At 63.7% G+C, this 25,202-nt stretch carries 26 protein-coding genes; 22 read left to right on the forward strand and 4 right to left on the reverse strand.

Annotated elements, in window-relative coordinates; genetic code table 11:
* Position 1 precedes the first annotated feature (1 nt).
* The 5 genes from BSF79_RS02495 to BSF79_RS02515 all read left to right on the forward strand — a co-directional run bounded on the left by BSF79_RS02495 (position 2) and on the right by BSF79_RS02515 (position 5,644).
* Positions 2 to 1,330 (forward strand): lyase family protein, encoded by a 1,329-nt coding sequence (locus BSF79_RS02495; RefSeq protein ID WP_090267949.1) that lies wholly within the window; start codon positions 2 to 4, stop codon positions 1,328 to 1,330.
* A 174-nt stretch (positions 1,331 to 1,504) separates the two neighbouring features.
* Complete coding sequence (locus tag BSF79_RS02500) at positions 1,505 to 2,710, forward strand: TCR/Tet family MFS transporter (protein WP_090268685.1); 1,206 nt, start codon at positions 1,505 to 1,507, stop codon at positions 2,708 to 2,710.
* Between the two features lie 96 nt (positions 2,711 to 2,806).
* A complete protein-coding gene (locus BSF79_RS02505) occupies positions 2,807 to 3,895 on the forward strand; it encodes a Zn-dependent alcohol dehydrogenase (RefSeq protein ID WP_090267951.1) in 1,089 nt (362 codons plus the stop codon).
* A gap of 108 nt (positions 3,896 to 4,003) precedes the next feature.
* Positions 4,004 to 5,236, forward strand: a complete 1,233-nt coding sequence (locus tag BSF79_RS02510; RefSeq protein WP_090267954.1) for a mandelate racemase/muconate lactonizing enzyme family protein — start codon at positions 4,004 to 4,006, stop codon at positions 5,234 to 5,236.
* A gap of 96 nt (positions 5,237 to 5,332) precedes the next feature.
* Positions 5,333 to 5,644 (forward strand): ArsR/SmtB family transcription factor, encoded by a 312-nt coding sequence (locus BSF79_RS02515; protein WP_090267957.1) that lies wholly within the window; start codon positions 5,333 to 5,335, stop codon positions 5,642 to 5,644.
* Positions 5,645 to 5,840: 196 nt separating this feature from the next.
* On the opposite strand, the gene BSF79_RS02520 is transcribed toward BSF79_RS02515, so the two are convergent.
* Entirely contained in the window at positions 5,841 to 6,764 is a 924-nt protein-coding gene (locus BSF79_RS02520) for a LysR family transcriptional regulator (RefSeq protein ID WP_090267959.1), read from the reverse strand.
* A gap of 113 nt (positions 6,765 to 6,877) precedes the next feature.
* Between BSF79_RS02520 and BSF79_RS02525 the strand changes: the two genes are divergently transcribed.
* The 8 genes from BSF79_RS02525 (at position 6,878) to aroQ (ending at position 14,094) form a co-directional block, all read left to right on the forward strand.
* The gene (locus BSF79_RS02525; RefSeq protein WP_245776296.1) at positions 6,878 to 8,068 is read left to right on the forward strand and encodes a cytochrome P450; all 1,191 of its coding nucleotides are present in this window, start codon (positions 6,878 to 6,880) and stop codon (positions 8,066 to 8,068) included.
* 84 nt (positions 8,069 to 8,152) lie between these two features.
* Positions 8,153 to 9,190, forward strand: coding sequence for a TRAP transporter substrate-binding protein (locus BSF79_RS02530; protein WP_090267963.1), 1,038 nt, complete (start codon positions 8,153 to 8,155; stop codon positions 9,188 to 9,190).
* A 96-nt stretch (positions 9,191 to 9,286) separates the two neighbouring features.
* On the forward strand, positions 9,287 to 9,670 hold the full coding sequence (locus BSF79_RS02535) for a winged helix-turn-helix domain-containing protein (RefSeq protein WP_090267967.1): 384 nt from the start codon (positions 9,287 to 9,289) through the stop codon (positions 9,668 to 9,670).
* Positions 9,671 to 9,736: 66 nt separating this feature from the next.
* On the forward strand, positions 9,737 to 10,522 hold the full coding sequence (gene modA, locus BSF79_RS02540) for a molybdate ABC transporter substrate-binding protein (protein ID WP_090267969.1): 786 nt from the start codon (positions 9,737 to 9,739) through the stop codon (positions 10,520 to 10,522).
* Positions 10,519 to 11,214: a molybdate ABC transporter permease subunit gene (gene modB / locus BSF79_RS02545; protein ID WP_090267970.1), complete on the forward strand. Its 696-nt coding sequence runs from the start codon at positions 10,519 to 10,521 to the stop codon at positions 11,212 to 11,214. The genes modA and modB overlap by 4 nt, the downstream gene beginning before the upstream one ends.
* Positions 11,211 to 12,302 carry a molybdenum ABC transporter ATP-binding protein gene (modC, locus tag BSF79_RS02550; RefSeq protein ID WP_090267972.1) on the forward strand — a complete coding sequence of 364 codons (1,092 nt, stop codon included), beginning with the start codon at positions 11,211 to 11,213 and terminating at the stop codon, positions 12,300 to 12,302. Before modB ends, modC begins: the two co-directional genes overlap by 4 nt.
* 249 nt (positions 12,303 to 12,551) lie before the next feature.
* Positions 12,552 to 13,577 carry an MBL fold metallo-hydrolase gene (locus BSF79_RS02555; protein ID WP_090267974.1) on the forward strand — a complete coding sequence of 342 codons (1,026 nt, stop codon included), beginning with the start codon at positions 12,552 to 12,554 and terminating at the stop codon, positions 13,575 to 13,577.
* Between the two features lie 76 nt (positions 13,578 to 13,653).
* On the forward strand, positions 13,654 to 14,094 hold the full coding sequence (gene aroQ / locus BSF79_RS02560) for a type II 3-dehydroquinate dehydratase (RefSeq protein WP_090267976.1): 441 nt from the start codon (positions 13,654 to 13,656) through the stop codon (positions 14,092 to 14,094).
* Between the two features lie 13 nt (positions 14,095 to 14,107).
* On the opposite strand, the gene pobA is transcribed toward aroQ, so the two are convergent.
* On the reverse strand, positions 14,108 to 15,277 hold the full coding sequence (gene pobA, locus BSF79_RS02565; protein WP_090268686.1) for a 4-hydroxybenzoate 3-monooxygenase: 1,170 nt from the start codon (positions 15,275 to 15,277) through the stop codon (positions 14,108 to 14,110).
* A gap of 88 nt (positions 15,278 to 15,365) precedes the next feature.
* Here pobA and BSF79_RS02570 point away from each other — a divergent pair, with 88 nt between their 5' ends.
* The 7 genes from BSF79_RS02570 (at position 15,366) to BSF79_RS02600 (ending at position 22,159) form a co-directional block, all read left to right on the forward strand.
* Complete coding sequence (locus tag BSF79_RS02570) at positions 15,366 to 16,259, forward strand: helix-turn-helix domain-containing protein (RefSeq protein WP_090267979.1); 894 nt, start codon at positions 15,366 to 15,368, stop codon at positions 16,257 to 16,259.
* A 97-nt stretch (positions 16,260 to 16,356) separates the two neighbouring features.
* Positions 16,357 to 16,833: an NUDIX hydrolase gene (locus BSF79_RS02575; RefSeq protein ID WP_090267981.1), complete on the forward strand. Its 477-nt coding sequence runs from the start codon at positions 16,357 to 16,359 to the stop codon at positions 16,831 to 16,833.
* Positions 16,834 to 16,889: 56 nt separating this feature from the next.
* A complete protein-coding gene (locus BSF79_RS02580; RefSeq protein WP_090267984.1) occupies positions 16,890 to 17,318 on the forward strand; it encodes a DUF1178 family protein in 429 nt (142 codons plus the stop codon).
* A 10-nt stretch (positions 17,319 to 17,328) separates the two neighbouring features.
* Positions 17,329 to 17,973 carry an SDR family NAD(P)-dependent oxidoreductase gene (locus tag BSF79_RS02585; RefSeq protein ID WP_090267986.1) on the forward strand — a complete coding sequence of 215 codons (645 nt, stop codon included), beginning with the start codon at positions 17,329 to 17,331 and terminating at the stop codon, positions 17,971 to 17,973.
* Positions 17,974 to 18,130: 157 nt separating this feature from the next.
* Positions 18,131 to 19,369 (forward strand): aspartate kinase, encoded by a 1,239-nt coding sequence (locus tag BSF79_RS02590; RefSeq protein ID WP_090267988.1) that lies wholly within the window; start codon positions 18,131 to 18,133, stop codon positions 19,367 to 19,369.
* Positions 19,370 to 19,434: 65 nt separating this feature from the next.
* Complete coding sequence (gene ptsP, locus BSF79_RS02595) at positions 19,435 to 21,678, forward strand: phosphoenolpyruvate--protein phosphotransferase (RefSeq protein ID WP_090267990.1); 2,244 nt, start codon at positions 19,435 to 19,437, stop codon at positions 21,676 to 21,678.
* Positions 21,679 to 21,760: 82 nt separating this feature from the next.
* Entirely contained in the window at positions 21,761 to 22,159 is a 399-nt protein-coding gene (locus BSF79_RS02600; protein WP_090267993.1) for a RidA family protein, read from the forward strand.
* A gap of 13 nt (positions 22,160 to 22,172) precedes the next feature.
* Here BSF79_RS02600 and BSF79_RS02605 read toward each other — a convergent pair whose 3' ends face one another.
* Together BSF79_RS02605 and BSF79_RS02610 are read right to left on the reverse strand one after the other, a co-directional pair.
* Positions 22,173 to 22,958: an EcsC family protein gene (locus BSF79_RS02605; RefSeq protein ID WP_090267995.1), complete on the reverse strand. Its 786-nt coding sequence runs from the start codon at positions 22,956 to 22,958 to the stop codon at positions 22,173 to 22,175.
* Positions 22,959 to 23,009: 51 nt separating this feature from the next.
* Positions 23,010 to 23,498: a GNAT family N-acetyltransferase gene (locus BSF79_RS02610; protein WP_090267997.1), complete on the reverse strand. Its 489-nt coding sequence runs from the start codon at positions 23,496 to 23,498 to the stop codon at positions 23,010 to 23,012.
* A 110-nt stretch (positions 23,499 to 23,608) separates the two neighbouring features.
* Here BSF79_RS02610 and BSF79_RS02615 point away from each other — a divergent pair, with 110 nt between their 5' ends.
* Positions 23,609 to 24,214, forward strand: coding sequence for a flavin reductase family protein (locus tag BSF79_RS02615; RefSeq protein ID WP_090268000.1), 606 nt, complete (start codon positions 23,609 to 23,611; stop codon positions 24,212 to 24,214).
* 72 nt (positions 24,215 to 24,286) lie between these two features.
* A complete protein-coding gene (locus tag BSF79_RS02620) occupies positions 24,287 to 25,156 on the forward strand; it encodes an S-methyl-5'-thioadenosine phosphorylase (protein ID WP_090268003.1) in 870 nt (289 codons plus the stop codon).
* The last annotated feature ends 46 nt before the right edge of the window (positions 25,157 to 25,202 follow it).

A 25,202-nucleotide genomic window follows, 5' to 3' on the forward strand; every position in this document is an offset into this window, starting at 1 on the left:
CATGGCCGCATCCGTCTTCGCATCACAGCTGTACAGCCGCCTGTTTCCGACGGCCGAGGTCGGCCGCCTGTTCACCGACAGCGCCGAGGTCCGCGCCATGCTGCTGGTCGAAGGCGCGCTGGCAAAGGCGCAAGGCAAGCTTGGCATCATCCCCGAAGACTCCGCCGCCTATATTCACCGCGCCGCGATGGAGGTTCAGATCGACCCCGGCGCCCTGGCCGCGGCGACCGGCACCAACGGCGTCCCCGTGCCCGGTCTCGTTGCCGCCTTCCGCAAAGCGATGGAGGCACCGGAACATGCGCAATACGTTCATTGGGGCGCCACCTCGCAAGACATCTCTGACACCGGCCAGATGCTGCGCCTCAGACAGATGTTATACCGACACGAAACCGACGTAATACAGACGTTGATTTCGCTGGGCAAACTGGCGGACGCCCACGCCGATCTGCCGATGCCCGGCCGCACCTACGGTCAGCACGCCACCCCCGTCAGCTTTGGCGCCACCGTCGCCCACTGGGGCGCGCCGCTGCTGGAATTGCTCAACGAAATGAAGGATTTGCGCGACCGCGTGCTCTGGGTCTCGCTGTCCGGGGCCGCGGGCACCGGCGCGGCCTTCGGGCCCAAGGCCGCCGCCCTGCGGGCTGAACTGGCCCAAGCCCTTGATCTCAAAGACCCAATCCGCTCCTGGCACGCCGACCGCGGCCCCATTCTGGCCCTCTCCAGCTGGCTCACACGGCTCGCCACAGCACTTGGCAAAATCGGCGAGGATCTGATCCTGCTGACCCAAACCGGCATCGAAGAAGTCACACTTGGCGCCTCCGGTGGCTCCTCCACCATGCCGCAAAAACAAAACCCCGTCGCCCCGTCGGCGATGGTGGCACTGGCCCGGCAAGTCATTGGCCTAAATGGTATAATCCAAGGCACCGGCCTGCACCGCCAAGACCGCGATGGCGCCGCGTGGTTCACCGAATGGCTGACCCTGCCGCAGCTTTGCCTCGCCACCACCGCAGCGCTCGAACACGGAAAATCCCTCGCCGCCAGCCTCGCCCCCAACGCCCCGGCGATGGCCGAAGCCCTGACAAACGGGCTGGACCTGATCCACGCCGAGGCCCTGTCCTTCCGCCTCGCCCAACACATGCCCCGCCCCGACGCCCAAGCCGCCATCAAAACCCTGTGTAAACAAGCCCTTAGCACCAAAACCCCGCTCTCTACGCTCGCAGCGGCAGCCTACCCGGACATCGCTCTGGCAGATGTGTTCGACCCCGCCCAACAGATGGGCGACGCCCCCGCCCAAGCCCGCGCCTTTGCGCTGGCCACTCAATCGCTCTGACCGCGCCCACCACATACCCCGCTGATCTCGTTTGCATTTTCGAAATATCCTCGGGGGGAGCGTCGAAAATCCAACGGATTTTCCACGTGGGGGGCAGACAGCCCCCTTCCCCTGCCTTTGACGCCTGCCTATCTTGTAAGCACAACGCCTGCGGGCAGTATCGCTGAAGGTCCCATGGTGCCGCGTCTTCCTGTTCTTTTCATCCTGATCACGGTGATGATCGACGCCATGGGTATTGGCCTGATCATGCCCGTAATGCCCAACCTTATCCAAGAGATAGGCGGCGGCACGCTGGGCAACGCCGCGGTATGGGGCGGAATTCTGGCCACCTCTTTCGCGATGATGCAATTCCTGTTCAGCCCCCTGCTGGGGCGATTGTCCGATGCCTTCGGACGCCGCCCGGTGCTGCTGATCTCGCTGCTGGTGATGGCGGCGGATTATCTGGTGATGGCGCTGGTCGGGTCAATCTGGCTGCTGCTGGCCGGGCGGATCGTCGGCGGGATCACCGCCGCGACCCACTCCACCGCGCTGGCCTATATGGCCGACCTGTCAAAACCGCACGAAAAGGCCGCGAATTTCGGACTCATCGGGGCTGCTTTTGGCGCGGGGTTCGTGCTGGGGCCGATGCTGGGCGGGCTGCTGGCCGAATACGGCACCCGCGCGCCCTTTCTGGCTGCCGCCGCTCTGGCGCTGGCAAATGCCGGATTTGGCTATGTCATCCTGCGCGAAACCGTGACCAAGGCCAACCGCCGCCCCTTCCGCTGGCGCGGCGCCAACCCGTTTTCCGCCTTCCGCGCCTTGTCCGGGCTGACCGCAGTGCGCCCCTTGGTGTGGGTGCTGTTTCTCTATCAGTTGGCCAATGTGGTCTATCCGGCGATCTGGGCGTTTTTCACGACCGAGCGGTTTGGCTGGTCCCCCGGCCTGATTGGAATTTCTCTGGCTCTCTATGGGGCGTCCATGGCCGTGGTACAGGGCGCACTGGTCGCGCCAACACTGCGCTGGCTGGGCGAGCGGCGCACGGTTCTGGCCGGGCTGGTTATCGAGCTTGGCGCCCTACTTCTTCTGGCCTTCCTGACCAGCGGCACCGCAGTGCTTGTCATGATCCCGATCTCGGCACTGGGCGCGGTGGGCCTGCCTGCGCTTCAGGGCATCCTGTCGCATTCGGTGGCCGATGACGCGCAGGGCGAGCTGCAAGGCGTGCTCAGCAGCGTCAGCTCAATGGCCATGATGGTCGGGCCGCTGATGATGACGCAGATTTTCGCGCTGTTCACGATGGCGGGCGGCCCCGCCTATCTGCCCGGCGCACCGTTCCTTTTGTCTGCTGCCTTGATGGTTGTGGCAATCATGGTGTTCCGCATCCGGCCACAGCCTGACGCCTAACGCCACGTTACGGATTTCCACGTGGCGGGCCGATTTTCCGACTTGCGAAACCCCGTTTTGGCGGGCAGGCTTCGAACACATCCAACGGGGGGTCCCATGTCAAAAATCAAAGCCGCAGTCTGCCACGCATTCGGGGAACCGCTTGTCATTGAAGAGGTCAGCCTTCGCGCGCCAGAGGCAGGCGAGATCGAAGTGACGCTCGACGCCGTCGCCATCTGCCATTCCGATATTTCCTTTTGGGAAGGCGGGTTTGGCGGCATTTTGCCCGCTGTCTATGGTCACGAGGCCGCCGGGCGCGTCAGCGCGCTGGGTGATGGCGTGCACGGGGTCAAGGTTGGCGACAGCGTCGCGGTCACGCTGATCCGTGCCTGTGGGCATTGCGTCAGCTGCGGATCGGGCAAACCCACCGTGTGCGAAACGCCCTATGACGGTGCCACAGGCCCGCTGACCACCACCGAAGGCGGCACGCTCTATCAGGCGATGGCCACCGGCGCGTTTGCCGAAAAGGTCGTGGTCGACCAAAGCCAGATCGTGAAGATCCCCGAAGACATGGGCAAGGACGCCGCCTCGCTTCTGTCCTGCGGCGTCATCACCGGCGTCGGTGCGGCTGTGAATGCCGCGGGGGTCCGCCCGGGGCAGGATGTCGTGGTGATCGGTGCCGGAGGGGTCGGGCTGAACGCCATTCAGGGCGCGCGCATCGCCGGGGCCCGCCGCATCGTCGCGGTCGACATGACCGAGGAAAAACTGGCCACCGCCAAGGAATTCGGCGCAACCGACGGCGTTCTGGCAAGCGAGGGCAAGCCTTGGCGCGCCGTGCAAAAACTGTTGGGCCGGGGCGCCGATGTGGTGCTGGTCACCGTTGGCGTGGCGCCGGTTTATGATATGGCGCCCCGCTATCTGGCGGCCAACGGTCGGGTGATCGTGGTTGGCATGCCGCATCTTGATCAAACCTCCAGCTACTCGCCGATCCTGGTGGCCGACGCCGGTCAGGGCATCATCGGATCAAAAATGGGCGATGTGGTGGTCAAGCGCGATATCCCATGGATGGTGGACCTGTATCAGCAGGGGCGACTGAAGCTGGACGAGCTGATTTCGGGCCGCTGGACACTGGACCAGATCAACGAGGCGATTGCCGACACCAAGTCCGGGGCCGCGCGGCGCAATGTGATTGTGTTCAACCGATAACCCCGGCCTCGTCTTGCCCGAAACACTCTGGGGGCGTCGGATATCTTTGATTTTCGGCGTGGGGGCATCGCCCCATCCCGCCGAGGTCCCAACTCAGAAAGCAGGGCCATGAAACTGCAAGACCTTGATATTATCATCACCGCCCCGCCCTCTCCGGGATGGGGCGGGCGGTATTGGATTCTGGTCAAACTGACCACTGATGACGGGATTACCGGCTGGGGCGAATGCTATGCTGCCGCCGTCGGCCCCGAGGCGATGCGCGCGGTGATCGCTGACGTGTTCGAGCGTCACATGCACGGCGAAAACCCCGAGAATATCGAACTGATGTTCCGCCGCGCCTATTCCTCAGGCTTCACTCAGCGGCCCGACCCGACCGTGATCGGTGCGTTTTCCGGGCTCGAGATCGCCTGCTGGGACATCTTGGGCAAAGCACGCGGGCGACCCGTCTGGGCTTTGCTGGGCGGCAAAATGAATGACCGCATCCGCGCCTATACCTATCTGTACCCGCTGCCACAGCACGATATGACCGCGTTCTGGACCTCGCCCGAACTGGCCGCCGAAGCGGCGCTGGATGCGGTCAACCGTGGCTACACGGCTGTCAAATTCGACCCGGCAGGGCCGTATACCCTGCGCGGCGGGCATATGCCCGCGATGCGCGACATCTCCCGCTCTGTTGCGTTCTGCAAGGCGATCCGCGACGCCGTGGGCGACCGCGCCGATCTGCTGTTTGGCACCCACGGCCAGTTCACCACCGCAGGCGCGATCCGGCTGGGTCAGGCGCTGGAGCCCTACAGCCCGCTGTGGTTCGAAGAACCGATCCCACCCGACAATGTCGCCGAAATGGCCCGCGTGGCAGGGGCCGTGCGCATCCCGGTCGCCACCGGTGAACGGCTGTGCACCAAGGCCGAATTTGCCCCGGTGCTGCGCGCAGGCGCGGCCAGCATCCTGCAACCGGCCTTGGGACGCGCCGGCGGGATCTGGGAGATGAAGAAGGTCGCCGCCATGGCCGAGGTGTATAACGCACAGATGGCGCCGCACCTCTACGCCGGGCCGATAGAGTGGGCGGCGAATATCCATTTCGCTACCTCGATCCCGAACCTGCTGATGGCCGAAACCATCGAAACCCCATTCCATGATGCGCTGATCAAAGGCACGATCCGGGTCGAAGATGGCTATGTCACCCCGCCCGACACCCCCGGCCTGGGCATCGAGGTGGACGAGGCTCTGGCCCGCGCGCACCCCTATACCGGCACAGGTTTGCACCTGGAGATGCAGGAAACGCCTTGTGATTATCAAAATGAGAACCATTTTGAAGGGGGAGCGCCTGTCAGCACGGCCTGACCTCGCACTTTTATAACAGGCATGATAACATTGGGTGAAACAACGCAGGACAAGACAGACGTGAATATGCAATCACCTCCAGCTCCGCCATCAGAAATGGCGCGCAGCGCGCAAAGCGCCGCCGCCTATCTTAAAACACTGGCCCATGAAGGGCGGCTGATGATCTTGTGCCATCTTGGCTCGGGCGAGAAATCAGTGGGCGAACTGGAAACCCTGCTTGAAATCCGTCAGGCTGCCGTCAGCCAAATGCTGGCACGCCTGCGCGAAGAAGGCCTGGTGACCACCCGGCGCGACGGCAAGACGATCTACTACTCCCTCGCGGATGAAAACACCTATGAGGTGATCGGTCTGCTGTATCGGCTTTTCTGCAGCCCGACGGATCAGCACACAACCAAAACCGCCTGCTAAGGATTTCCTTCGCCCCCCGTGGCCTGTATGCGCAGGTATACCTGATAAATTGAGCGCCTTTGGCGCGCTGTTTTAGCCCTTCGGGCAGATTGGGGCTTGGCCCCAAACCCCAGAGTATTTGATCAGAAAGAAACCAAAAGCGCACCGGGCCATGTTTCTTTCTGACCTCAATACTCCCGCCGGAGGCATCTGTTCTTTATGTTTTGAGCGGCGTTTCATGGTGCAGGGTTTCGGCAATCTGTCCAATCACGCCGCGCAACCACTTGTGCATGGCCGAATGATGGGTGCGCGAGGTCCAGTAGAGATCGATATTGAAAGGGGCGGGGAACGGGCAATCGCAATGGATAATTTCTGGGCCGAAGGTCTGCGCCGTACGCAAGGGTACGGTTGATATCAGGTCCGTCCCGATCAGGATATCCGGCAGATTGGCCGGGCTTGGCACCTCTAGCAGGGTGTTAAGCACATGCCCCTGCGCCTCAATTTCGACCAGATAGCGCGAGCGCCAGTTTCCGCCGTACGTCACCACCGCATGGGGGGCCGCGACAAAGCGCTCGGCCTCGAGCGGCTGACCTGCCAGCGGATTGTCCCGCGCCATCACACACACGTAGTGGTCGCGCAGCAGGCGGCGACCGAAGAACCCGCCGTCTTCCAGTTGAATCGGGCCGATCAGCAGGTCAGCCTCGCCACGGTTCAGCTGGATCTTGCCTTGCACGGTCGACGAGATAATGTTCAGTTTCAGCATCGGAGCCACATCGCGCAGCAGCCGCACCAGTGGCGGCACGAGCGTGACCCGTTCATAAAAATTGCACGACAGGATGATCGTGGCCTGCGCGCTGGCCGGGTCAAACACCCGCGGCTCGGTCAGGGCGGCGAATTCGTCAACCATGCGGGCGGCGGCCTCGACAATTTCCTCGCAGCGGTCGGTTGTGACGATCCCGCCGCCTTGCCGGACGAACAGCGGATCGCTGAAGGCGCGGCGCAGTCGGTCGATCGCATAGCTGATTGTGGATTGCGTCACCCCCAGCGCATCGGCCGCCCGCGAAAACGATTGATGCGCGTGCACCATCCGCAACACCCGCAGTGCTGCGAAATCAACGGATAGCGGGTCAATCGGTTTCATGGTGGCCTCGCGTTATCGACATTTTCGATCCACTATATCAAATCAATCGGATTGTCAGATGGATATTCAGCACATAACCTGCCGACATCACATCACGCTCTGGGGAGGGAACCGTGACTGTAACGCTGAGCCGACAGGCACCTGTGGACGGGTCAATCACCATCCAGCAGCTGACCGATGATCCATATACTGTGTATAAACGGCTGCGGGCGGAAGCGCCGGTTATGCGCGTGTCCTCTATTGGTCGCACGATGCTGACCAAGGCCGAGGACACCAAATACGTCAAGGACACCCCCGAGCTGTTCAGCTCGGACGATCCGAACACGCCGATGGAACGCGCCTTTCGCGCCCACACGCTGATGCGCAAGGATGGCGCCGAACATGCCGCCGAGCGCGGCGCGATGGCACCATCCTTCACCGCGCGCAACATCAAGCAATGCTGGGAGCCGATTTACACCAAGATCGCCGAGGAGTTCGTGGCCGCCCTGCCGCGCGGTGAAACGGTCGATCTGTTTCCGACACTGGCCGGGCCGTTCGCTGCCCGCTGCCTGACGCATCTTCTGGGCATCCCCGAGGCCAGCGACGCCGATATGCAGCGCTGGAGCCAGATCCTGATCGACGGGGCCGGGAATTTCGGCTGGTCACCTGAGCTGTTTGCTCAATGCGACAAAGCCAATGACGAGATGGACGCGATGTTTGCCGCCGCCATTCCGCGCCTCAGGGCCGCGCCCGACCAATCGGCCTTTTCGGTCATGGTCAACGCCGAAGACCCAATTCCGCAAAGTCAGATCTTCTCCAACATCAAAATCGCCATTGGCGGCGGCATCAACGAGCCGCGCGACGCGCTACTGACCATCATCTATGGCCTTCTGATCAACCCGGACCAATTCGACGCCTGCAAAGCCGACGCATTGTGGACGCAGGCGTTTGAGGAAGGCGTGCGCTGGGTTGCGCCGATTCAGGCCTCGTCACGGCTGGTCACCGAGGATACGCAGATCCGCGGCTATGACATTCCCAAGGGCGACATCGTGATGACGGTGCAGGCCTCGGCCAATCACGACGAGGACGTGTACGAAAATGGCCACCTTTTTGATATCTTCCGGCCCAAGCAACCGCATCAGGCCTTTGGCAACGGCCCACATTTCTGTCAGGGTACCCATGTGGCGCGGCGAATGCTGGCGAATATTATGTTGCCAATGCTGTTCGACCGGTTCCCGAACATGACCCTGCCCGATCCCTCGGCCGTAGATTTCTATGGCTTCGGGTTTCGCGGCCCGCGCCACCTGCCGGTGACGCTGAATTGACCCGTGGCGCGTGACCGAGGAGGGGCGCGCGCCGCAGACGACACTCGGACAGCCGGGCAACCGGTGACACTTCAGGGAGGATACATGAACAAACGCACATTGATGAAGACCGCAGCTGCGGCGGCGCTGGCCATTGGCCTGTCGCCGGTTGCGGCATCGGCACAAGAGGTGACGCTGACGCTGCACCAATTCCTGCCCCCCGTGGCGACCGTACCCAAGCATATCCTCAAACCCTGGGCCGCCCGGGTCGAGGAAGCCGCCGGTGGCAAGCTGAAAATCCAGCATTACGATGCGATGGCGCTTGGCGGACGCCCGCCAGACCTGATGGATCAGGCAATCGACGGCGTGGCCGACATGATCATGACCGTGGTGGGCTACACCCCCGGACGCTTTCCCAAGACCGAAGTGTTTGAACTGCCGTTCATGATGACCGACCCCATCGCCACATCCAAAGCGTTTCAGGAACTGGTGGAAACCGACCTACAGGAAGGCGAATACAAGGATCTGAAGGTGCTCGGGGCTTGGGTGCATGGCCCCGGCGTGGTTCACACCAAGGACGGCGTGACCAAGCTGGAAGATCTGCAAGGCAAGAAGCTGCGCGGCCCGACCCGTGTGATCAGTGACATGCTGGGCGAGCTGGGCGCGACCCCGGTCGGCATGCCCCTGCCCGCCATCCCCGAGGCCCTGTCGAAGGGCGTAATCGACGGCACCGTGATCCCGTGGGAAGTCACCCCCTCGATCCGCCTGACCGAACTGGTCACCCATCATACCGAGTTCGGCGGCAAGGAAGCGCTCTATACCGCGACCATCGTTCTGGTGATGAACCGTGCCAAATACGAAAGCCTGCCCGATGATATCCGCGGCGCAATCGACGCGGAATCGGGGCAGAAACTGGCCGAGTTCGCAGCACAGGTCATGTACGACAAGGACAAGCCCGGCCGCGACATCGCGGTCAAGGCTGGCAACGACATCGTGGTGCTGGACGAGGCCGAAGTCGCCCGCTGGAAAGAAAAAGCCCAGCCCGTCATCGCCCGCTGGGTCGCAGATATGGACAGCAAAGGCATCGACGGCGCCGCGTTGATCGAACAGGCCAAGGGGCTGATCGCGAAACACGGCGGCTGATCCTTCTCACTGGCAGACAACAACAGCCGCCGGGACACCGGCGGCTGTTTTCGTTTCCCGCTTGCAAAACCCCGCGCGACGCCAGAGTTTCACCGCATGAGCGACACCCCACCACCTTCCTCTGCGCCCCCTATCCTGCGCCTGCGTCTGGTCTTTGGCGACACCCTGATGCTGGGCCCCGGCAAGGCGGATCTGCTGGACCTGATCGGTCAGACCGGCTCGATCTCGGCGGCGGGTCGCGCCATGGGGATGAGCTATAAGCGGGCGTGGTTGCTGGTTGAACAAATGAACGCCGCCTTTCGCACCCCGCTTGTGATCAGCACCCGTGGCGGTTCCAAAGGCGGCGGCGCCAGCCTGACCGAAGCCGGGCAAACCGTGCTGAACCACTATCGCACGCTCGAAGCCCGCACGGCACAGGCCGGAGCAGACCAAATCGCGGCGCTTGAGGCGATGCTTTCCGATATGTCCGACGGAAAATAACGGTTGCATTCACCGCCGCAACATTGCGATATGTTTTCCGAAACATACCGCTTGCAAGGACCCGCCATGCGCCTGCCCCGCCTTCTGTCGCTGATCCTGTCCACGGCCCTGATCGCTGGGCCACTTTCCACCGGGGCAGCCACCGCCGGACAGGTCACCGTCTTTGCCGCCGCCAGCCTGAAAACCGCGCTCGACGAAGTGACAGCGCTGTGGGCACAAGACACCGGCAATACCGCCACGCTTTCCTTCGTCGGCAGCTCGGCTCTGGCCCGCCAGATCGAAGCCGGCGCGCCCGCCGACCTGTTCATCTCGGCCAACACCGACTGGATGGACCGGCTCGAAAGTGCCGGGCTGTTGCAGCCGGGCAGCCGCGCAGACCTGCTGGGCAACGCCTTGGTGCTGATCGGCCACGGAGCCGACCACGCCCCCGTCACCCTGACATCCCAACTGGATCTGCCTTCCCTTCTGGGCCCCGGAAAACTGGCCATGGCCCTGATCGACGCCGTGCCCGCAGGCATCTACGGCAAAGCTGCCCTCACCCATCTGGGCCTGTGGAACAGCATCGCACCGCAGGTGGCACAAACCGACAATGTGCGCGCGGCCCTTGCCCTTGTGGCGCGCGGCGAGGCGCCCATGGGCATCGTCTATGCCACCGACGCCGCAGCAGATCCCAGCGTGACGGTGCTGGCCGAATTTCCCGCCGACAGCCACCCGCCCATCACCTACCCCGCCGCCGTTCTGGCCGACAGCACCGCGCCCGAAGCGCCCGCTTTGCTGACCTTCCTGCAAAGCCCCACGGCCATGGCGATCTTCCTGCGCCATGGCTTTACCAAACCTCAGGCCGCCGAATGAGCTTTCTTTCCCCGGCTGAATGGCAGGCGGTGGCGCTGTCGCTCAGGGTCTCGCTCTGGGCCACGGCGCTGGCCTTGCCGCTGGCCATCGGCGTCGCGCTGGCGCTGGCGCGCGGGCATTTTCCCGGCAAACAGCTGCTGAACGGGCTGGTGCACCTGCCGCTGATCCTGCCGCCAGTTGTCACCGGATACCTGCTGCTTCTGACCTTTGGGCGCCGCGCGCCCTTGGGTGGCTGGCTCTATGACACCTTCGGGCTGGTCCTCGCCTTCCGCTGGACCGGGGCCGCGCTGGCCGCCGGGATCATGGGCTTCCCCCTCATGGTCCGCGCCATCCGGCTGGCGATCGAAGCCGTGGACCCAAAACTGGAACAGGCCGCGGCCACGCTTGGCGCCTCACGCGCTTGGGTCTTTGCGACCATCACCCTGCCGTTGATCCTGCCCGGCATCATCGCGGGCGCGGTGCTGGGCTTTGCCAAGGCAATGGGCGAATTCGGCGCCACCATCACCTTCGTGTCGAACATCCCCGGCCAGACCCAGACCCTGCCCTCGGCGATCTATGCCCTGCTTCAGGTGCCCGGCGCCGAGACCTCCGCACTCAAGCTGGTGGCGCTGTCCGTCACGCTTGCCATGGGCGCGCTGCTGCTGTCTGAACTGCTGGCCCGACGCGCCGCTAAACGCGTGTCCGGCGCATGAGCCTGCGCGTCCAGATCACCCACCGCTTCGACAGCTTCACGCTGAACGCGGCCTTTGACGCCCCCGCCGGGGTGACCGCCCTGTTTGGCGCGTCCGGGTCGGGCAAAACCACCGTGGTGAACGCCGTGGCCGGGCTGATCAAACCCGATCAGGCCCGTATCAGCCTGAATGATCAGATGCTCTGCGACAGCGCCACGCGGCTCTGGCTGCCGCCGCACAAACGCCGCCTCGGCTATGTGTTCCAAGAGGCGCGGCTGTTCCCCCACCTCAGCGTGCAGCAAAACCTGCGCTATGGCCGCTGGTTCGCCGGGCTTCGCGGCGACAGCGCCGAGGAAACCCGCCTGATCACGCTTCTGGGCCTCGGCCCGCTGCTGGCCCGCCGCCCCGGCGCGCTGTCGGGCGGTGAAAAACAACGCGTCGCCATTGGCCGCGCCCTGCTGTCCGCGCCCGAGCTGCTGCTGATGGACGAACCGCTGGCCGCGCTGGACGAAGCCCGCAAAGCCGAAATCCTGCCCTATCTGGAACGGCTGCGCGACGAAACGCAGATCCCGATCCTCTATGTCAGCCACGCAATGGCCGAGGTCGCCCGGCTGGCGACAACGGTTGTGGTGCTCAGCGACGGCAAAGTGCTGCGCGCCGGGCCGGTCCAGAACATCCTGTCCGACCCCGGCATCGCCCCCACAATTGGCCTGCGCGAGGCCGGGGCCGTGCTGCTGGCGCAGGTCGTGACCCATCATCCCGATGGGCTGAGCGAGCTGTCCGCCGCCGGCGGGCGCCTGTTTCTGCCAGAGGTGACCGCGCAACCGGGGCGCACCCTGCGGGTGCGGATCCTTGCACAGGATGTGATCTTGTCCCGGACCCGCCCCGACGGATTGTCGGCGCTGAACATCCTGCCCGGCACCGTCAGCATGATCCATGCGGGCGACGGGCCGGGCGTGCTGGTACAGCTGCAAACCGGCGACGCGCAGATCCTGGCCCGCATCACCCAGCGGTCGGCCCAAGCGTTGGAGCTGTCAGAGGGCAAGCCCTGCTATGCGATCATAAAATCCGTCTCGGTCGCGCAGGACAATGTCGGGCGCGGCGCGTGAACCACCCCTGATCCCGCGTGCCATTTGCCTGCCATGATCCACCCACCGCACCCAGTCTATTTTTCCACCAGACAGGCCCTGCTCCCCCGGCGCGCCCGCCCGCACAACAGGCCATGCAACGCTCTCCATCCCGCAAAAACCCCCGCCCGGACACTTGCGCGCGGGGGCAAATCTGCACGCAACTGCTTGCCATTCCGGGGATTTACGCCCATTCCAGTGAGGTAGTGTATAATAAGCTAGGAATCGCCCGTGCCCCTGATCCACCCTTTCCCCGAGACTCCCGCCCCCGGTCAGGTCATTCAGGTGGCGCCCGGCGTGCTTTGGGCGCAGTTGGCACTGCCCTTCCGGCTGAACCACATCAACATCTATTTCATCGAAGACAACGACGGCTGGGTGATCGTTGATACCGGCATTTCCGACCGCGAAACCCGTGCCGCCTGGCACGCGCTTCTGGACGGGCCGATGGCGGGAAAACGCATCACCGGGCTGATCGTGACCCACCATCACCCCGATCACATCGGCAATGCCGGCTGGCTTTGCGAACTGCTTGATATCGAGATGATGACCTCTACCACCAGCTTCCTGTCGTGCATGATGTTCGCCCATTCCCCCGCCGTGATGGAGGCGACGCCCTATAGCCGCTTTTACGCCCGCCACGGCATGAAACCCGAAATCGCCGCGCTGGTCAGCACCCAGGGCCACCGGTATCTGCGGATGTTGTCGATGCCGCCGCTGACCTATACCCGGCTGTCGCATGGCATGGTCCTGCCGATCGGCGGGCGCAACTTTCAGGTCCTGACCGGCGATGGCCACAGCAGCGAACAGGTCATGCTGTACCTGCCCGAAGAAAAATTGTTCCTCGCCGCGGATCAGGTGATCGAGAAGATCAGCCCCAATGTCTCGGTCATGGCCACCGAACCGCATGGCAATCCGCTGGGCGGGTTCCTGACCTCGTTGCGCAGCCTGGCGGCCGAGCTGCCGGACGATGTGCTGGTGCTGGCCGGGCACCGGTTGCCGTTCTACGGCCTGCATCAGCGCTGCGCCGAACTGATCGCGCACCACGAAGAACGCTGCGCCGAGATCGCACAGGCCTGTGCCAACGGGCCGATGTCTGCCAACGATCTGGTGCCCGTGCTGTTCCCGCGCCCGCTGGATCCGCACGAACTGAGCTTTGCCTTCAGCGAAGTGCTGGCGCACCTGAATTACATGGTGGCCGAGGGCGCCCTGACCTGGATCAGCGAAGGCGAAGACCACCTGAAAGTGCAACACACCTGACAGATCGGCCCGGATTTCTTGCGCAAACCGCAATTCAATGCGAAACAGCAGGGCACATACAGCCGGAACCGCGCCCATGACCCAAACGATCTTCATCCTGAACGGCCCCAACCTGAACTTGCTGGGCAAGCGTCAGCCTGAGATTTATGGCCACGACACCTTGGCAGATGTCGAAGCCGCCTGCGCCCGCGTCGGGGCCGAGGTCGGGTTGGATCTGCGCCTGCTGCAATCCAACCACGAAGGCCAGATCGTTGACTGGATCCACGAGGCGCGCGAGGCGGCGGCGGGTATCATCATCAACCCGGCCGCCTATACCCACACCTCGGTCGCTATTCTCGACGCGCTCAACACCTTCGAAGGCCCGGTGCTTGAGGTGCATATTTCCAACGTGCACAAACGCGAAAGCTTCCGGCACCACTCTTACGTCTCGCTGCGCGCCGACGGGGTGATCGCGGGCTTCGGCATCGAAGGCTATGCCCTTGCGATGCGCCGGATGGGCAGCCTTCTGGAGGCCTGATCCTGCCCCGCGCTCAGTACGGCAGACCGACGTAATTCTCGGCCATCACCCGCTGCGCCGCCTCGCTGGTCTCCAGAAACTCCAGCTCGGCGCGCTGCATCTTCTGATCGAACGCGCCCGCCTCGGGGTATTGATGCAGCAGGTTCGACATCCACCAGCTGAACCGCTCGGCCTTCCAGACCCGCGCCAGCGCCTTTTCCGAATACCGATCCAGCCCCTCGACCTCGCCATCGCGATAAAACTGCACCATCGCGTGATACAGATAATGAATATCCGACGCCGCCGTATTCAGCCCCTTGGCCCCGGTCGGCGGCACGATATGCGCCGCGTCTCCGCACAGGAACAACCGCCCCCAGCGCATCGGCTCGGACACGAACGACCGCAGCGGCGCGATGCTTTTCTCGATTGACGGCCCGGTGATCAGCTTCGCCGCCGTCTCCTCCGGGATGCGCCGCTTCAGCTCATCCCAGAATGCCGCATCGGACCAGGACTCCGGGCTGTCCGACAGCGGGCACTGAATGTAATACCGGCTCAGATTGGCATTCCGCATCGAACACAGCGCGAACCCACGGCTGGAGTTGGCATAGATCAGTTCGTGATCCACCGGCGGCGTTTCAGACAAAATACCCAACCAGCCAAAGGGATACACCTTCTCATATTCCCGCCGCACGCTGGCCGGAATGCTTTGCCGTGACACGCCATGAAACCCGTCGCAGCCGACAACATAATCGGCCTCGATCCGCTCACCAGTGCCCGCCACCGTATACTCAACATAGGGCGCATCGCTGTCGGCGCCGTGAATACTCACGCCCTCGACGTTGAACACAATCTTGCCGCCTGCGGCCTCGCGCGCATCATACAGATCGCGCGTCACCTCGGTCTGGCCGTACACCAGCACCGACGCCTGCGCCAGCTTCGCAAAATCAACCCGGAACGTCCGATCATCATAGGCGATCAGCGTGCCGTCATGCACATATCCCTCGGCGTCCATCCGCTGCGACACACCCGCCTCGCGCATCAGTTCGACAAACCCGCGCTCCAGCACCCCCGCCCGAATGCGCCCCAGCACATAGTCCCGGGTCTTGCGCTCCAACACGACCGAATCGATGCCCTTGCGGTGCAACAGCTGCGACAACAACAGCCCCGATGGGCCACCTCCAATGATACAAACCTGTGTGCGCATGCGTTTTCCTCCAGTTTCCGGCAGGAACATACGCCACAGGATCGTTGAGGGAATGGAACCGCCCCTCAAATTATAGTAGAAATCGAACATGCCGACACAAAGCCGCCCCCTGCCCACAATTCCCGCCTATGCGCTTTACGGCGAAGACCACCTGCTGCCCGACATCCTGCATTGCGAACGCATTCTGGACCGGGCTGCGCTGCATGACTGGGCAATCTCGGCCCACCGTCACCCGCATGTGCATCAGCTGTTCGTGATCCGCCGCGGCGAAACCCGGCTCGGCGTCGATGGCGCAGTGCATCACCTGAATGCCCCCGTCGTGGTCAACATGCCGCGCTGGACCGTGCATAGTTTCCGGTTTTCAAAGGGAACCGACGGCTATGTCCTGACCATCCCCATCGCCGAAGCCCCCGAGGTGTTCGACAAACAACCCGACCTGTCCGACCGCTTGGCCCATTGGGGCACCGCCCCGGCCTCGGATCAGCTGTGCGCGCTGTTTGACCAGATCCAGTTCGAACATGGCCGCTCGGGGTTGGCGCGCACCCTGATGCTCAAAAGCCTGTCCACGCTGGCCCTGTGTCAGGTCGCGCGCTGCCTGACCCCGACCCAAAGCCCGGACGCAGGCCACCGCTCCGCACAAATCATGGCACAATTTGAACAGCTGGCGCAACGCCACTTCCGCGACCGCTGGCGCGTGGCCGATTACGCGGCAGCGCTTGCGATGACCCCCACCCACCTCAGCCGCGTCTGCCGCGAAATGACCGGCGCCCCTGCCTCGGGCTTTGTTGAAACCATCCTCTTCCGCGAAGCCTGCCGCCACCTGGCCTATACCCGCGCCGATATCCGCTCGGTCGGCTTTGATCTGGGCTTCGACGATCCGGCCTATTTCTCGCGGATGTTTCGGCGGCGGGTCGGCTTGTCGCCCTCTGACTATCGCAAGCGGGTGAATGACGGGTATTCCCCCGATCTGACCCACAGGTAAAATCTGGCCCACAGCCGCCCGGAACCACTGGTCACCCTCGCCCGGCTGTACTAGCGTTTGCAAACGCTGTCCCATTGTCCTGCTCTGGCTTCCCGATATGAAACTGTTTCGCCCCTCACAGCTTCCCCTGTCGGTGCAGGCACCGCGCAAGACCGAAGTGCGCACACAGTTTTCAGCGCTCTGCTACCGCGTCTCGCGTGGCCAAACCGAGGTCCTGATGATCACCAGCCGCAGATCGAAACGCTGGATCATCCCCAAGGGCTGGCCGATCAAGGGCAAAACCCCGGCCCAAAGCGCCCTGCACGAAGCCTGGGAAGAGGCCGGCGTGCGCGGCGATGCCAGCGACTATTGCCTTGGTGTTTACTCCTATGTCAAAACCTCTGGCCCCAAGCGGCCGCTGCACTGCGTGGCGATGGTCTATCCGGTGCGGGTCCGCGCCCTGTCGCGCGATTTCCCCGAATCGGACGAGCGGCGGCGCAAATGGTTTCCCGCGAAAAAGGCCGCCGCGCGTGTGGACGAACCCGAACTGGCCCGTATTCTCAAGACCTTCGATGCCCGCCGCCTGCGCTCCTAGCTTGATCTTCCCCCCGAAACCTTATCTATTCAAACGATCCAAATGCAGGACGGACGATGATTCAGTTCTCCCTCAAGTGCAGCAATGACCACCAGTTCGACAGCTGGTTTCAATCCGGCGCGGCCTTTGACAAACTTATCTCCGCCGGGCTGGTTACCTGCGCCACCTGCGGCACCGACCGGGTGGAAAAGGCGATCATGGCCCCGCGCGTCAATGCGGCGCGCGATGCCGCCGCGCCGCCGCCCTCGCTGCGCGCCACCCCCACGCCCGCCGAACAGGCCCTGACCGAAATGAAGCGCAAGATCGAAGCGAATTCCGAATACGTCGGCATGAATTTCGCAACCGAAGCCCGCGCGATGCACGACGGCGACACCCCCGAGCGCGCAATCTACGGCGAGGCCAAGCCCGAAGAGGCCCGCAAACTGATCGAGGATGGCGTGCCCGTCACCCCCCTGCCCTTTCTTCCGGGGCGCAAATCCAACTAGGACACCGCCCATGCACATCGCAATCACCGGCGCAAACCGCGGCATCGGCCACGCCCTGCTGACCCAATATCGCGCCGCAGGCCACAGCGTCACCGGCACCGCGCGCGCGGACACCTCTGGCACGCATGTGGCCCTCGACGTCACCCAACCCGCGCAATTTTCCCAGCTGTCCCAAGCCCTCACCGGGCAATCCGTCGATCTGCTGATCTGCAACGCAGGCGTCTATCTGGACAAGGGGCAGTCGCTGGCCAATGGCTATCCGGCTGACATGTGGGCGCAGGAATTTGCCACCAACGTCACCGGCGTTTTCCTGACCGTGCAAACCCTGCTGCCCAATCTCGCACCTGGCAGCAAAATCGCCATTATCTCCTCGCAAATGGCCTCGCATACCCGCGCGCCGGGGGGCAGCTATATCTACCGCGCCTCCAAGGCCGCCGCGCTGAACCTTGGCCGCAACCTCGCCACCGACCTGAAACCCAAAGGCATCTGTGTGGGCATCTATCACCCTGGCTGGGTGCAGACCGACATGGGCGGGCCCACGGCCGAAATCACCGTGGATGCCGCCGCAACCGGCCTGATCGCCCGCTTTGCCGCCCTCGGCCCCGCCACCACCGGCTGCTTCGAGACATGGGACGGCCATCAACACCCCTACTGATCTCGACTGCCCCCGCTTCTTTCTGATGCAAATACTCACTGCGCCCCGCCGCATCAACGCGCGTCGTGGCGCAGGCACAGCCGCTTTGCCATCTTGCCCTTGACCCGGCAAACGCATAAACCCCCGCCCAACAAAGAACAAAGGCCAAGGACTGACCATGCCCGTTCTCGTGATGAAATTCGGCGGCACGTCCGTCGCCACCCTGGACCGGATCAAACGCGCCGCCAAACGCGTCGGGCTTGAGGTTGCCAAGGGCTATGACGTCATCGTCATCGTCTCGGCCATGTCGGGCAAGACCAATGAACTCGTGGGCTGGGTCAACGAAACCTCGCCGCTCTATGACGCGCGCGAATATGATGCGGTCGTGTCTTCGGGCGAAAATGTCACCGCCGGCTTGATGGCCCTGACGCTTCAGGAAATGGATGTCCCCGCCCGCAGCTGGCAGGGCTGGCAGGTGCCGGTGAAAACCACCTCGGCCCATTCCTCGGCCCGGATCGAAGAAATCCCGCCCGCCAATATCATGCGCAAATTCGGCGAAGGCATGCGCGTCGCCGTTGTCGCGGGCTTTCAGGGCGTTTCGCCCGAAGGCCGCATTACCACGCTGGGCCGGGGCGGCTCTGACACCACCGCCGTCGCCTTCGCCGCCGCATTCGAGGCCGAGCGTTGCGATATCTACACCGATGTCGATGGCGTCTATACCACCGATCCCCGGATCAGCTCCAAGGCGCGCAAGCTCGACAAGATCGCCTTCGAGGAAATGCTTGAACTGGCCTCGCTCGGGGCCAAAGTCCTGCAAACCCGCTCGGTCGAGCTGGCAATGCGCTACAAGGTCAAACTGCGCGTGCTCAGCTCGTTCGAGGAACCGTCAGATTCCGCAGGCACCCTGGTCTGCGATGAGGAGGAAATCATGGAAAACCGTCCCGTATCCGGCATCGCCTATTCACGCGACGAGGCGAAGATGACCCTCGTTTCGATCGCGGATCGCCCCGGCATCGCCGCCGCGATCTTCGGCCCCCTGTCCGAGGCAGGCGTCAACGTCGATATGATCATTCAGAATATCGCCGAAGAAGGCCGCACCGACATGACCTTCTCGTGCCCCACCGATCAGGTGCTGCGCGCGGAAAACGCCCTGAAAGCAGCGCGTGATCGCGGCGAGATCAACTACGGCGAACTGATCGCCGACAAGGACGTGTGCAAGATTTCCGCCGTCGGCATCGGCATGCGCTCGCAATCCGGTGTGGCCGCAAAAATGTTCAAGACACTCTCGGATGAGGGGATCAACATAAAGGTCATTGCAACCTCCGAGATTAAAATTTCGGTTCTGATTGATCGGAAATACATGGAACTTGCCGTTCAGGCACTGCATGATGCGTTTGAATTGGAAAAAGCGGCCTGACAGGCAGCGGCCCCACCGGGTCCGCGTTGCTTGCGGGTCTTGGTGCGGGGACGGATTTTTCGCTGATGGCTGATGCGACCGATACAGAAAGCCGCAAACTGCTGCGCCGTTTGCGCGACGCGATGGCCGAAGACCGCGCCGGGCAGGCGCGGCTGGACAATATCACCCATCTGATCGCTGATTCCATGGGCACTGAAGTGTGCTCGATCTATCTGTTCCGCGATATCGAAACGCTTGAACTCTGCGCCACCGAAGGCCTCAAGGCCGCCGCCGTACACCAGACCCGGATGAAGCTGGGCGAAGGCCTGGTCGGTCGCGTCGCGCGCTCGGGCAAGATCGTCAACACCGCCGATGCCCCCTCTGCCAAGGGCTTCCGCTATATGGCGGAAACCGGGGAAGAAATTTATTCCTCCTTCCTCGGCATCCCGATCCAGCGCCTTGGTGAAAATCTGGGCGTTCTGGTCGTGCAGTCGAAAGAGGCCCGCGAATATTCCTCGGACGAGGTCTATGCCCTCGAAGTGGTCGCGATGGTGCTGGCCGAAATGACCGAACTGGGCATTTTCGTCGGCGAAGGTGCCGCCCTTGGCGCGCGCCACAAACAGCCGGTGCTGATCCGTGGCACCACCGCACAGGAAGGCGCCGCCGAAGGCCACGTCTGGCTGCACGAACCGCGCGTGGTCGTCACCAACCCCTTTGCCGAAGACCCGCAGCGCGAACTGGTCCGCCTGCGCGAGGCCGTCGATACCCTGCGCGTCAGCGTCGATCAGATGCTGGACGGCGTGCGCAGCGGCGACGTCGAACAGGTGCAGGTGCTCGAAGCCTACCGGATGTTCGCCAACTCCAAGGGCTGGCTGCGCCGGATGGAGGAAGACATTTCGCGCGGCCTCTCCGCCGAGGCCGCAGTTGAGAAAGAGCAATCCACCGCCCGCGCCCGGCTGAGCGAAGCCATCGATTCCTACCTGCGCGAACGGCTGCATGACCTCGATGACCTCAGCAACCGGTTGCTGCGGATCCTGACCGGACAGGGGCAGGATACCGGCGCGGAAATGCCCGCCGACCCGATCCTGATCGCGCGCAATATCGGCCCCGCCGAGCTGCTGGATTACGGCCGCAACCTCAAGGGGATCGTGCTCGAAGAAGGCTCGGTTGGCAGCCACGCCGCGATTGTGGCCCGCGCGCTGGCGATCCCGCTGGTGATCCGGGCCGGACGCATCACCACCGAGGCGCTGAACGGTGATCAGATCATGGTTGACGGCGATCAGGGCGTGGTCCACCTGCGCCCCGACGACACCGTCGTCTCGGCCTTCCGCGACAAGATCGCGATGCAGGCGCAGGCGCAGGAACGCTATACCTCGATCCGCGATATCGCCGCTGAAACGCTCTGCGGCACCACCATCGGGCTGCATATGAATGCAGGCCTCATGGCCGACCTGCCCAGCCTGGAAAACTCCGGTGCCGAGGGCGTCGGCCTGTTCCGCACCGAACTGCAATTCCTGGTCCGCAACCAAATGCCCAAACGCTCTGAACTGTCGGCACTCTATGCCCGTGTGCTGGATGCGGCGCAGGGCAAGCGCGTGGTGTTTCGCACCCTTGATATCGGCTCGGACAAGGTCCTGCCCTATATGAAGCCGAACGACGAGCCGAACCCGGCGCTTGGCTGGCGCGCGATCCGTGTCGGTCTGGACAAGCCCGGCGTGATGCGGATGCAGCTTCAGGCGCTGATCCGCGCCGCTCATGGCCGCCCGCTGACCATCATGTTCCCCTTCGTCGCCCAATACGAAGAATATACCGCCGCCAAGGCCGAGATGGACAAGGCGCTGGACCGCGAGCGTATTCTGGGCCACCCGCTGCCCGAAACGCTGGAGGTCGGCGCCATGCTGGAAACCCCCAGCCTCGCCTTCGCGCCCACCAAATTCTACGAAGAGGTGCAGTTCCTTTCCATCGGCGGCAACGACCTGAAACAGTTCTTCTTTGCCGCTGACCGTGAAAACGAACGCGTCCGCAAACGCTATGATACCCTGAATGTCAGCTTCCTGACCTTTCTGGAAAGCATCGTTGCGCGCTGCGAGGCGACCAATACCCCACTCAGCTTCTGCGGCGAAGACGCAGGCCGCCCGGTCGAGGCCGCCTGCCTGGCCGCCATCGGCCTGCGCGCCCTGTCAATGCGCCCCGCCTCGATCGGGCCGGTCAAACACATGCTGCGCCAGCTCGATCTCGGCGCCCTGCGCGCCGTGATCTATGATGCCCGCGACCGCGGCGAACAATCCGTGCGCCCCGCGGTGATGGAGTACCTGCGCACGCAGGGCTAAAGGCGTGGCTGAAAACGTTGCATGACGCCTCAGCGCGGCGTCGTCAGCGAGGCTGCAATCGCTTGCATCGAAGGACAAAGCCATGAGCAAACGCGCGATCTTTCCACCGGGGTCACGGGCCGCCGCAGACCAGATCAAAGTGTCGCCGGGTGTGATTTCCGGCAACCACATTTTCCTGACAGGCGTCACCGGAAGCGACCCGCACGGCGCAATGCCGCAAAACCAAGCGGATCAGATCCGTAGTGCTTTCGAGAAAATTGGCGCCGTCCTACACGAGGCCGGACTGACATTTCAGGCAATCGTGGAAATGACGACCTATCACGTCGGTCTGCGCGATCACTTCGACCTCTTCAATGCGATCCGGCAGGACTACGTCCAAGACCCATTCCCGGCATGGACGGCGGTTGAGGTTGCAGGCCTCCGACGCGAAGGTGCGATTGTCGAAATCCGCGTGATTGCCAGCACAGAGCCTGAGAACTGACGCCCCCCCCCCCTCAGCCCTTCTGCATCGGGATCAGGCTCACCCGCTCGCGCAGCCCCTTCACCAGAACCTCTTGTGGCACATCGGCGTCGATCGCCAGCTTGCGCAGGCCGAACTGCACATGTGCGATCTCCTGATAGTAGCTGGTATAGGCATAGTTCGTCGCCGCCCCCGCCACGGCACCCAGCACCGGCACGGTCTGCGCCGCCAGCTTCTGCCCCAGCACCACCGCCAGTCTCGGCGCCACCCGCGTGATCAGCGCCTGAACCGTTGCGCCCTGCAAGGCCACCCGCGTGGTCAGAAACGCCAGATCGGCGCCATCGTCCTGCGACAGCGGCCCGGCCGAGGCAAAGACCCGCACGCAATCGAACTGCACATTCTCGGCCTCGGGGTCGAAGCCGTGTTGCACAGCCACGCCCTGAATCGCACGCAACAGCACCGTCGTTGTCACCGGCAGCTCTGCCAGCGCCGTGGGCAGACCGCCAAAACCACCCGCCGCGCCCATCGCGGTGGCAACCACGGTATTCAGCCATCCCGGCTGATCCCCCACCATCCCGCGCGACTGATGCGCCGCGCGCATCGCCAGATTAAGCGCTGCCTCGGTGCCCTCGTCCAGCCGCGACCGTACCGGGCCGGGCAAACGATCCAGCAGCGCATCCGCCTGCCCGCCAACCAGGTTCAGCACCTGTATGCCCAAACCATTCGCCCGCCGGTATCGCTTCGCCAGCGCGTCCAGCTCCGCCTCTACGTCGATTGTGGTCAGCGCCGATGTCGTCTGCTGGGTGTCATGCTTCGTCATGCCGGGCTCCTGTGGCTGCTCATGATAAGATTGGCAGGCGAGCCCCCGGTTTCAACCCGGCACACGCGTGACGTTGCCGGTCACGCCATCCCAAGCCCCCGCGCGCAGGGCCTGCCCCAACACCCGGTCCGGGTTGGTCGGGGGCGGCATCACCACGCCCTGAAGCGGCTCGAACCCGAACCGGCGGTAATAGGGCGCATCGCCCACCAGCATTACCCGCTCCCACCCCAACGCCACGGCGCGCTCCAGACTGCCCTGTATCAACAGCGCCCCCAGCCCCTCGCCCTGATGTGTCGGATGTACGGCCACCGGCCCCAGCAACAACGCGGGCGCATCGCCCACCTGCACCGGCCAATACCGGATTGCCCCGGCCAGAATGCCCTCGCGGTCCCGCGCGACCATCGACAGCCCGCGCACCGGCTCTACCCCGTCGCGCAGCCGATAGGACGACAAAGCCGTGCGCCCCGGCGCGAAACACAGGTCATAGAGGGCCTCGACCTCCCACCAATCGGCCGGGCTTTCCTCGGACAGATCAAACAATGCGGCGCGCCTCGTGACTTTCGGTGGAAACGCCCCTAACACGGCGCTAGGTCTGACACAAACATTCCGGTGCACACCCCGGCAGAAACCGAAGAAAGAGGCAGGAACAGATGTTCTATGAACCCAAAGACGGCCACGGGCTGCCGCATAACCCCTTCAACGCCATCGTCACCCCGCGCCCGATCGGCTGGATCTCGTCGCGCGGCGCGGATGGGGTCGACAACCTGGCCCCCTATTCCTTCTTCAACGCCGTCGCCTATGTGCCGCCGCAGGTCATGTTCGCCTCGACCGGCACCAAGCCCGACCGCAACGGCACCAAAGACAGCCTGAGCAACATCCGCGAAACCGGCGTGTTCTGCGTCAATATCGTGTCCTACGCCCTGCGCGACGCCATGAACGCCTCGTCGGCCACCCTGCCCTCCGGTGTCGATGAATTCGCCCACGCCGGGCTGGAAAAAGCCGAATGCGCGACAATCGCCTGCGCCCGCGTCGCCGCCGCCCCGGCGTCACTGGAATGCCGCCTGACCCAGATCCTCCCGCTTGAGGGCGAAACCAACTTCGCCGTCTTTGGCGAGGTGACAGGCGTCCACATGCGCGACGACTGCCTGCGCGACGGCATTTTCGACGTCACCCGCTTTCAGCCGCTGGCGCGACTGGGCTATCGTGACTACGCCGTAATCACTCAGCTGATGACGCTCAGTCGCCCGGACGATTAAGCCGCGATCGGCTTGCACAGGTCGCCCAACTGCGCAACCTTGGGTTTATTGATGCAACAAAGGGATCAGGACATGAACACAGTCATCGGCGTCATCGGCGGCTCGGGGATTTATGATATCGACGGGCTGGAAGGCGCGGAATGGACCAGCGTCAGCAGCCCTTGGGGCGCGCCCTCTGACCAGATCCTGACCGGCACCCTCGAAGGCGTCAAAATGGCGTTCCTGCCCCGCCACGGCCGTGGCCATGTGCATGCGCCCTCAACCGTGCCCTACCGCGCCAATATCGACGCGCTGAAACGGCTTGGCGTCACCGACGTGATCTCGGTCAGCGCCTGCGGGTCGTTCCGCGAAGACATGGCGCCGGGCGATTTTGTCATCGTCGATCAGTTCGTTGACCGGACATTCGCGCGCGAGAAATCCTTTTTCGGCACCGGCTGCGTCGCGCATGTCAGCGTCGCACACCCCACCTGCCCGCGCCTGTCCGAGGCGTGTTTTACCGCCGCCAGCGCCGCAGGCATCACCGTCCACAACGGCGGCACCTATCTGGCGATGGAAGGCCCGCAATTCTCGTCCATGGCGGAATCGAAAATGTACCGCGACAGCTGGGGCTGCGACGTGATCGGCATGACCAACATGCCCGAAGCGAAATTGGCCCGCGAGGCCGAGCTTTGCTATGCCTCCATCGCCATGATCACCGACTACGACAGCTGGCACCCTGACCACGGCGCGGTGGACATCAACGCCATCATCGCCACATTGCACGGCAACGCCGACAAGGGCCGCGCGCTGGTGGCCCGCCTGCCCGCGCTGCTGGGGGCCGACCGCGTGCCCTGCCCGCATGGCTGCGACCGGGCGCTGGACTACGCCATCCTCACCGCCCCCGACGCCCGTGATCCGGCACTGCTGGCCAAACTTGACGCCGTGGCCGGTCGGGTGCTCTAGTCCACACCCAAAGGCGCCCCGTCGGGGCGCGATCCTGATCCTGAAG

The sequence above is a fragment of the Thalassovita taeanensis genome (genome assembly GCF_900110775.1).
Classification (GTDB): Bacteria; Pseudomonadota; Alphaproteobacteria; order Rhodobacterales; family Rhodobacteraceae; genus Litorimicrobium; species Litorimicrobium taeanense.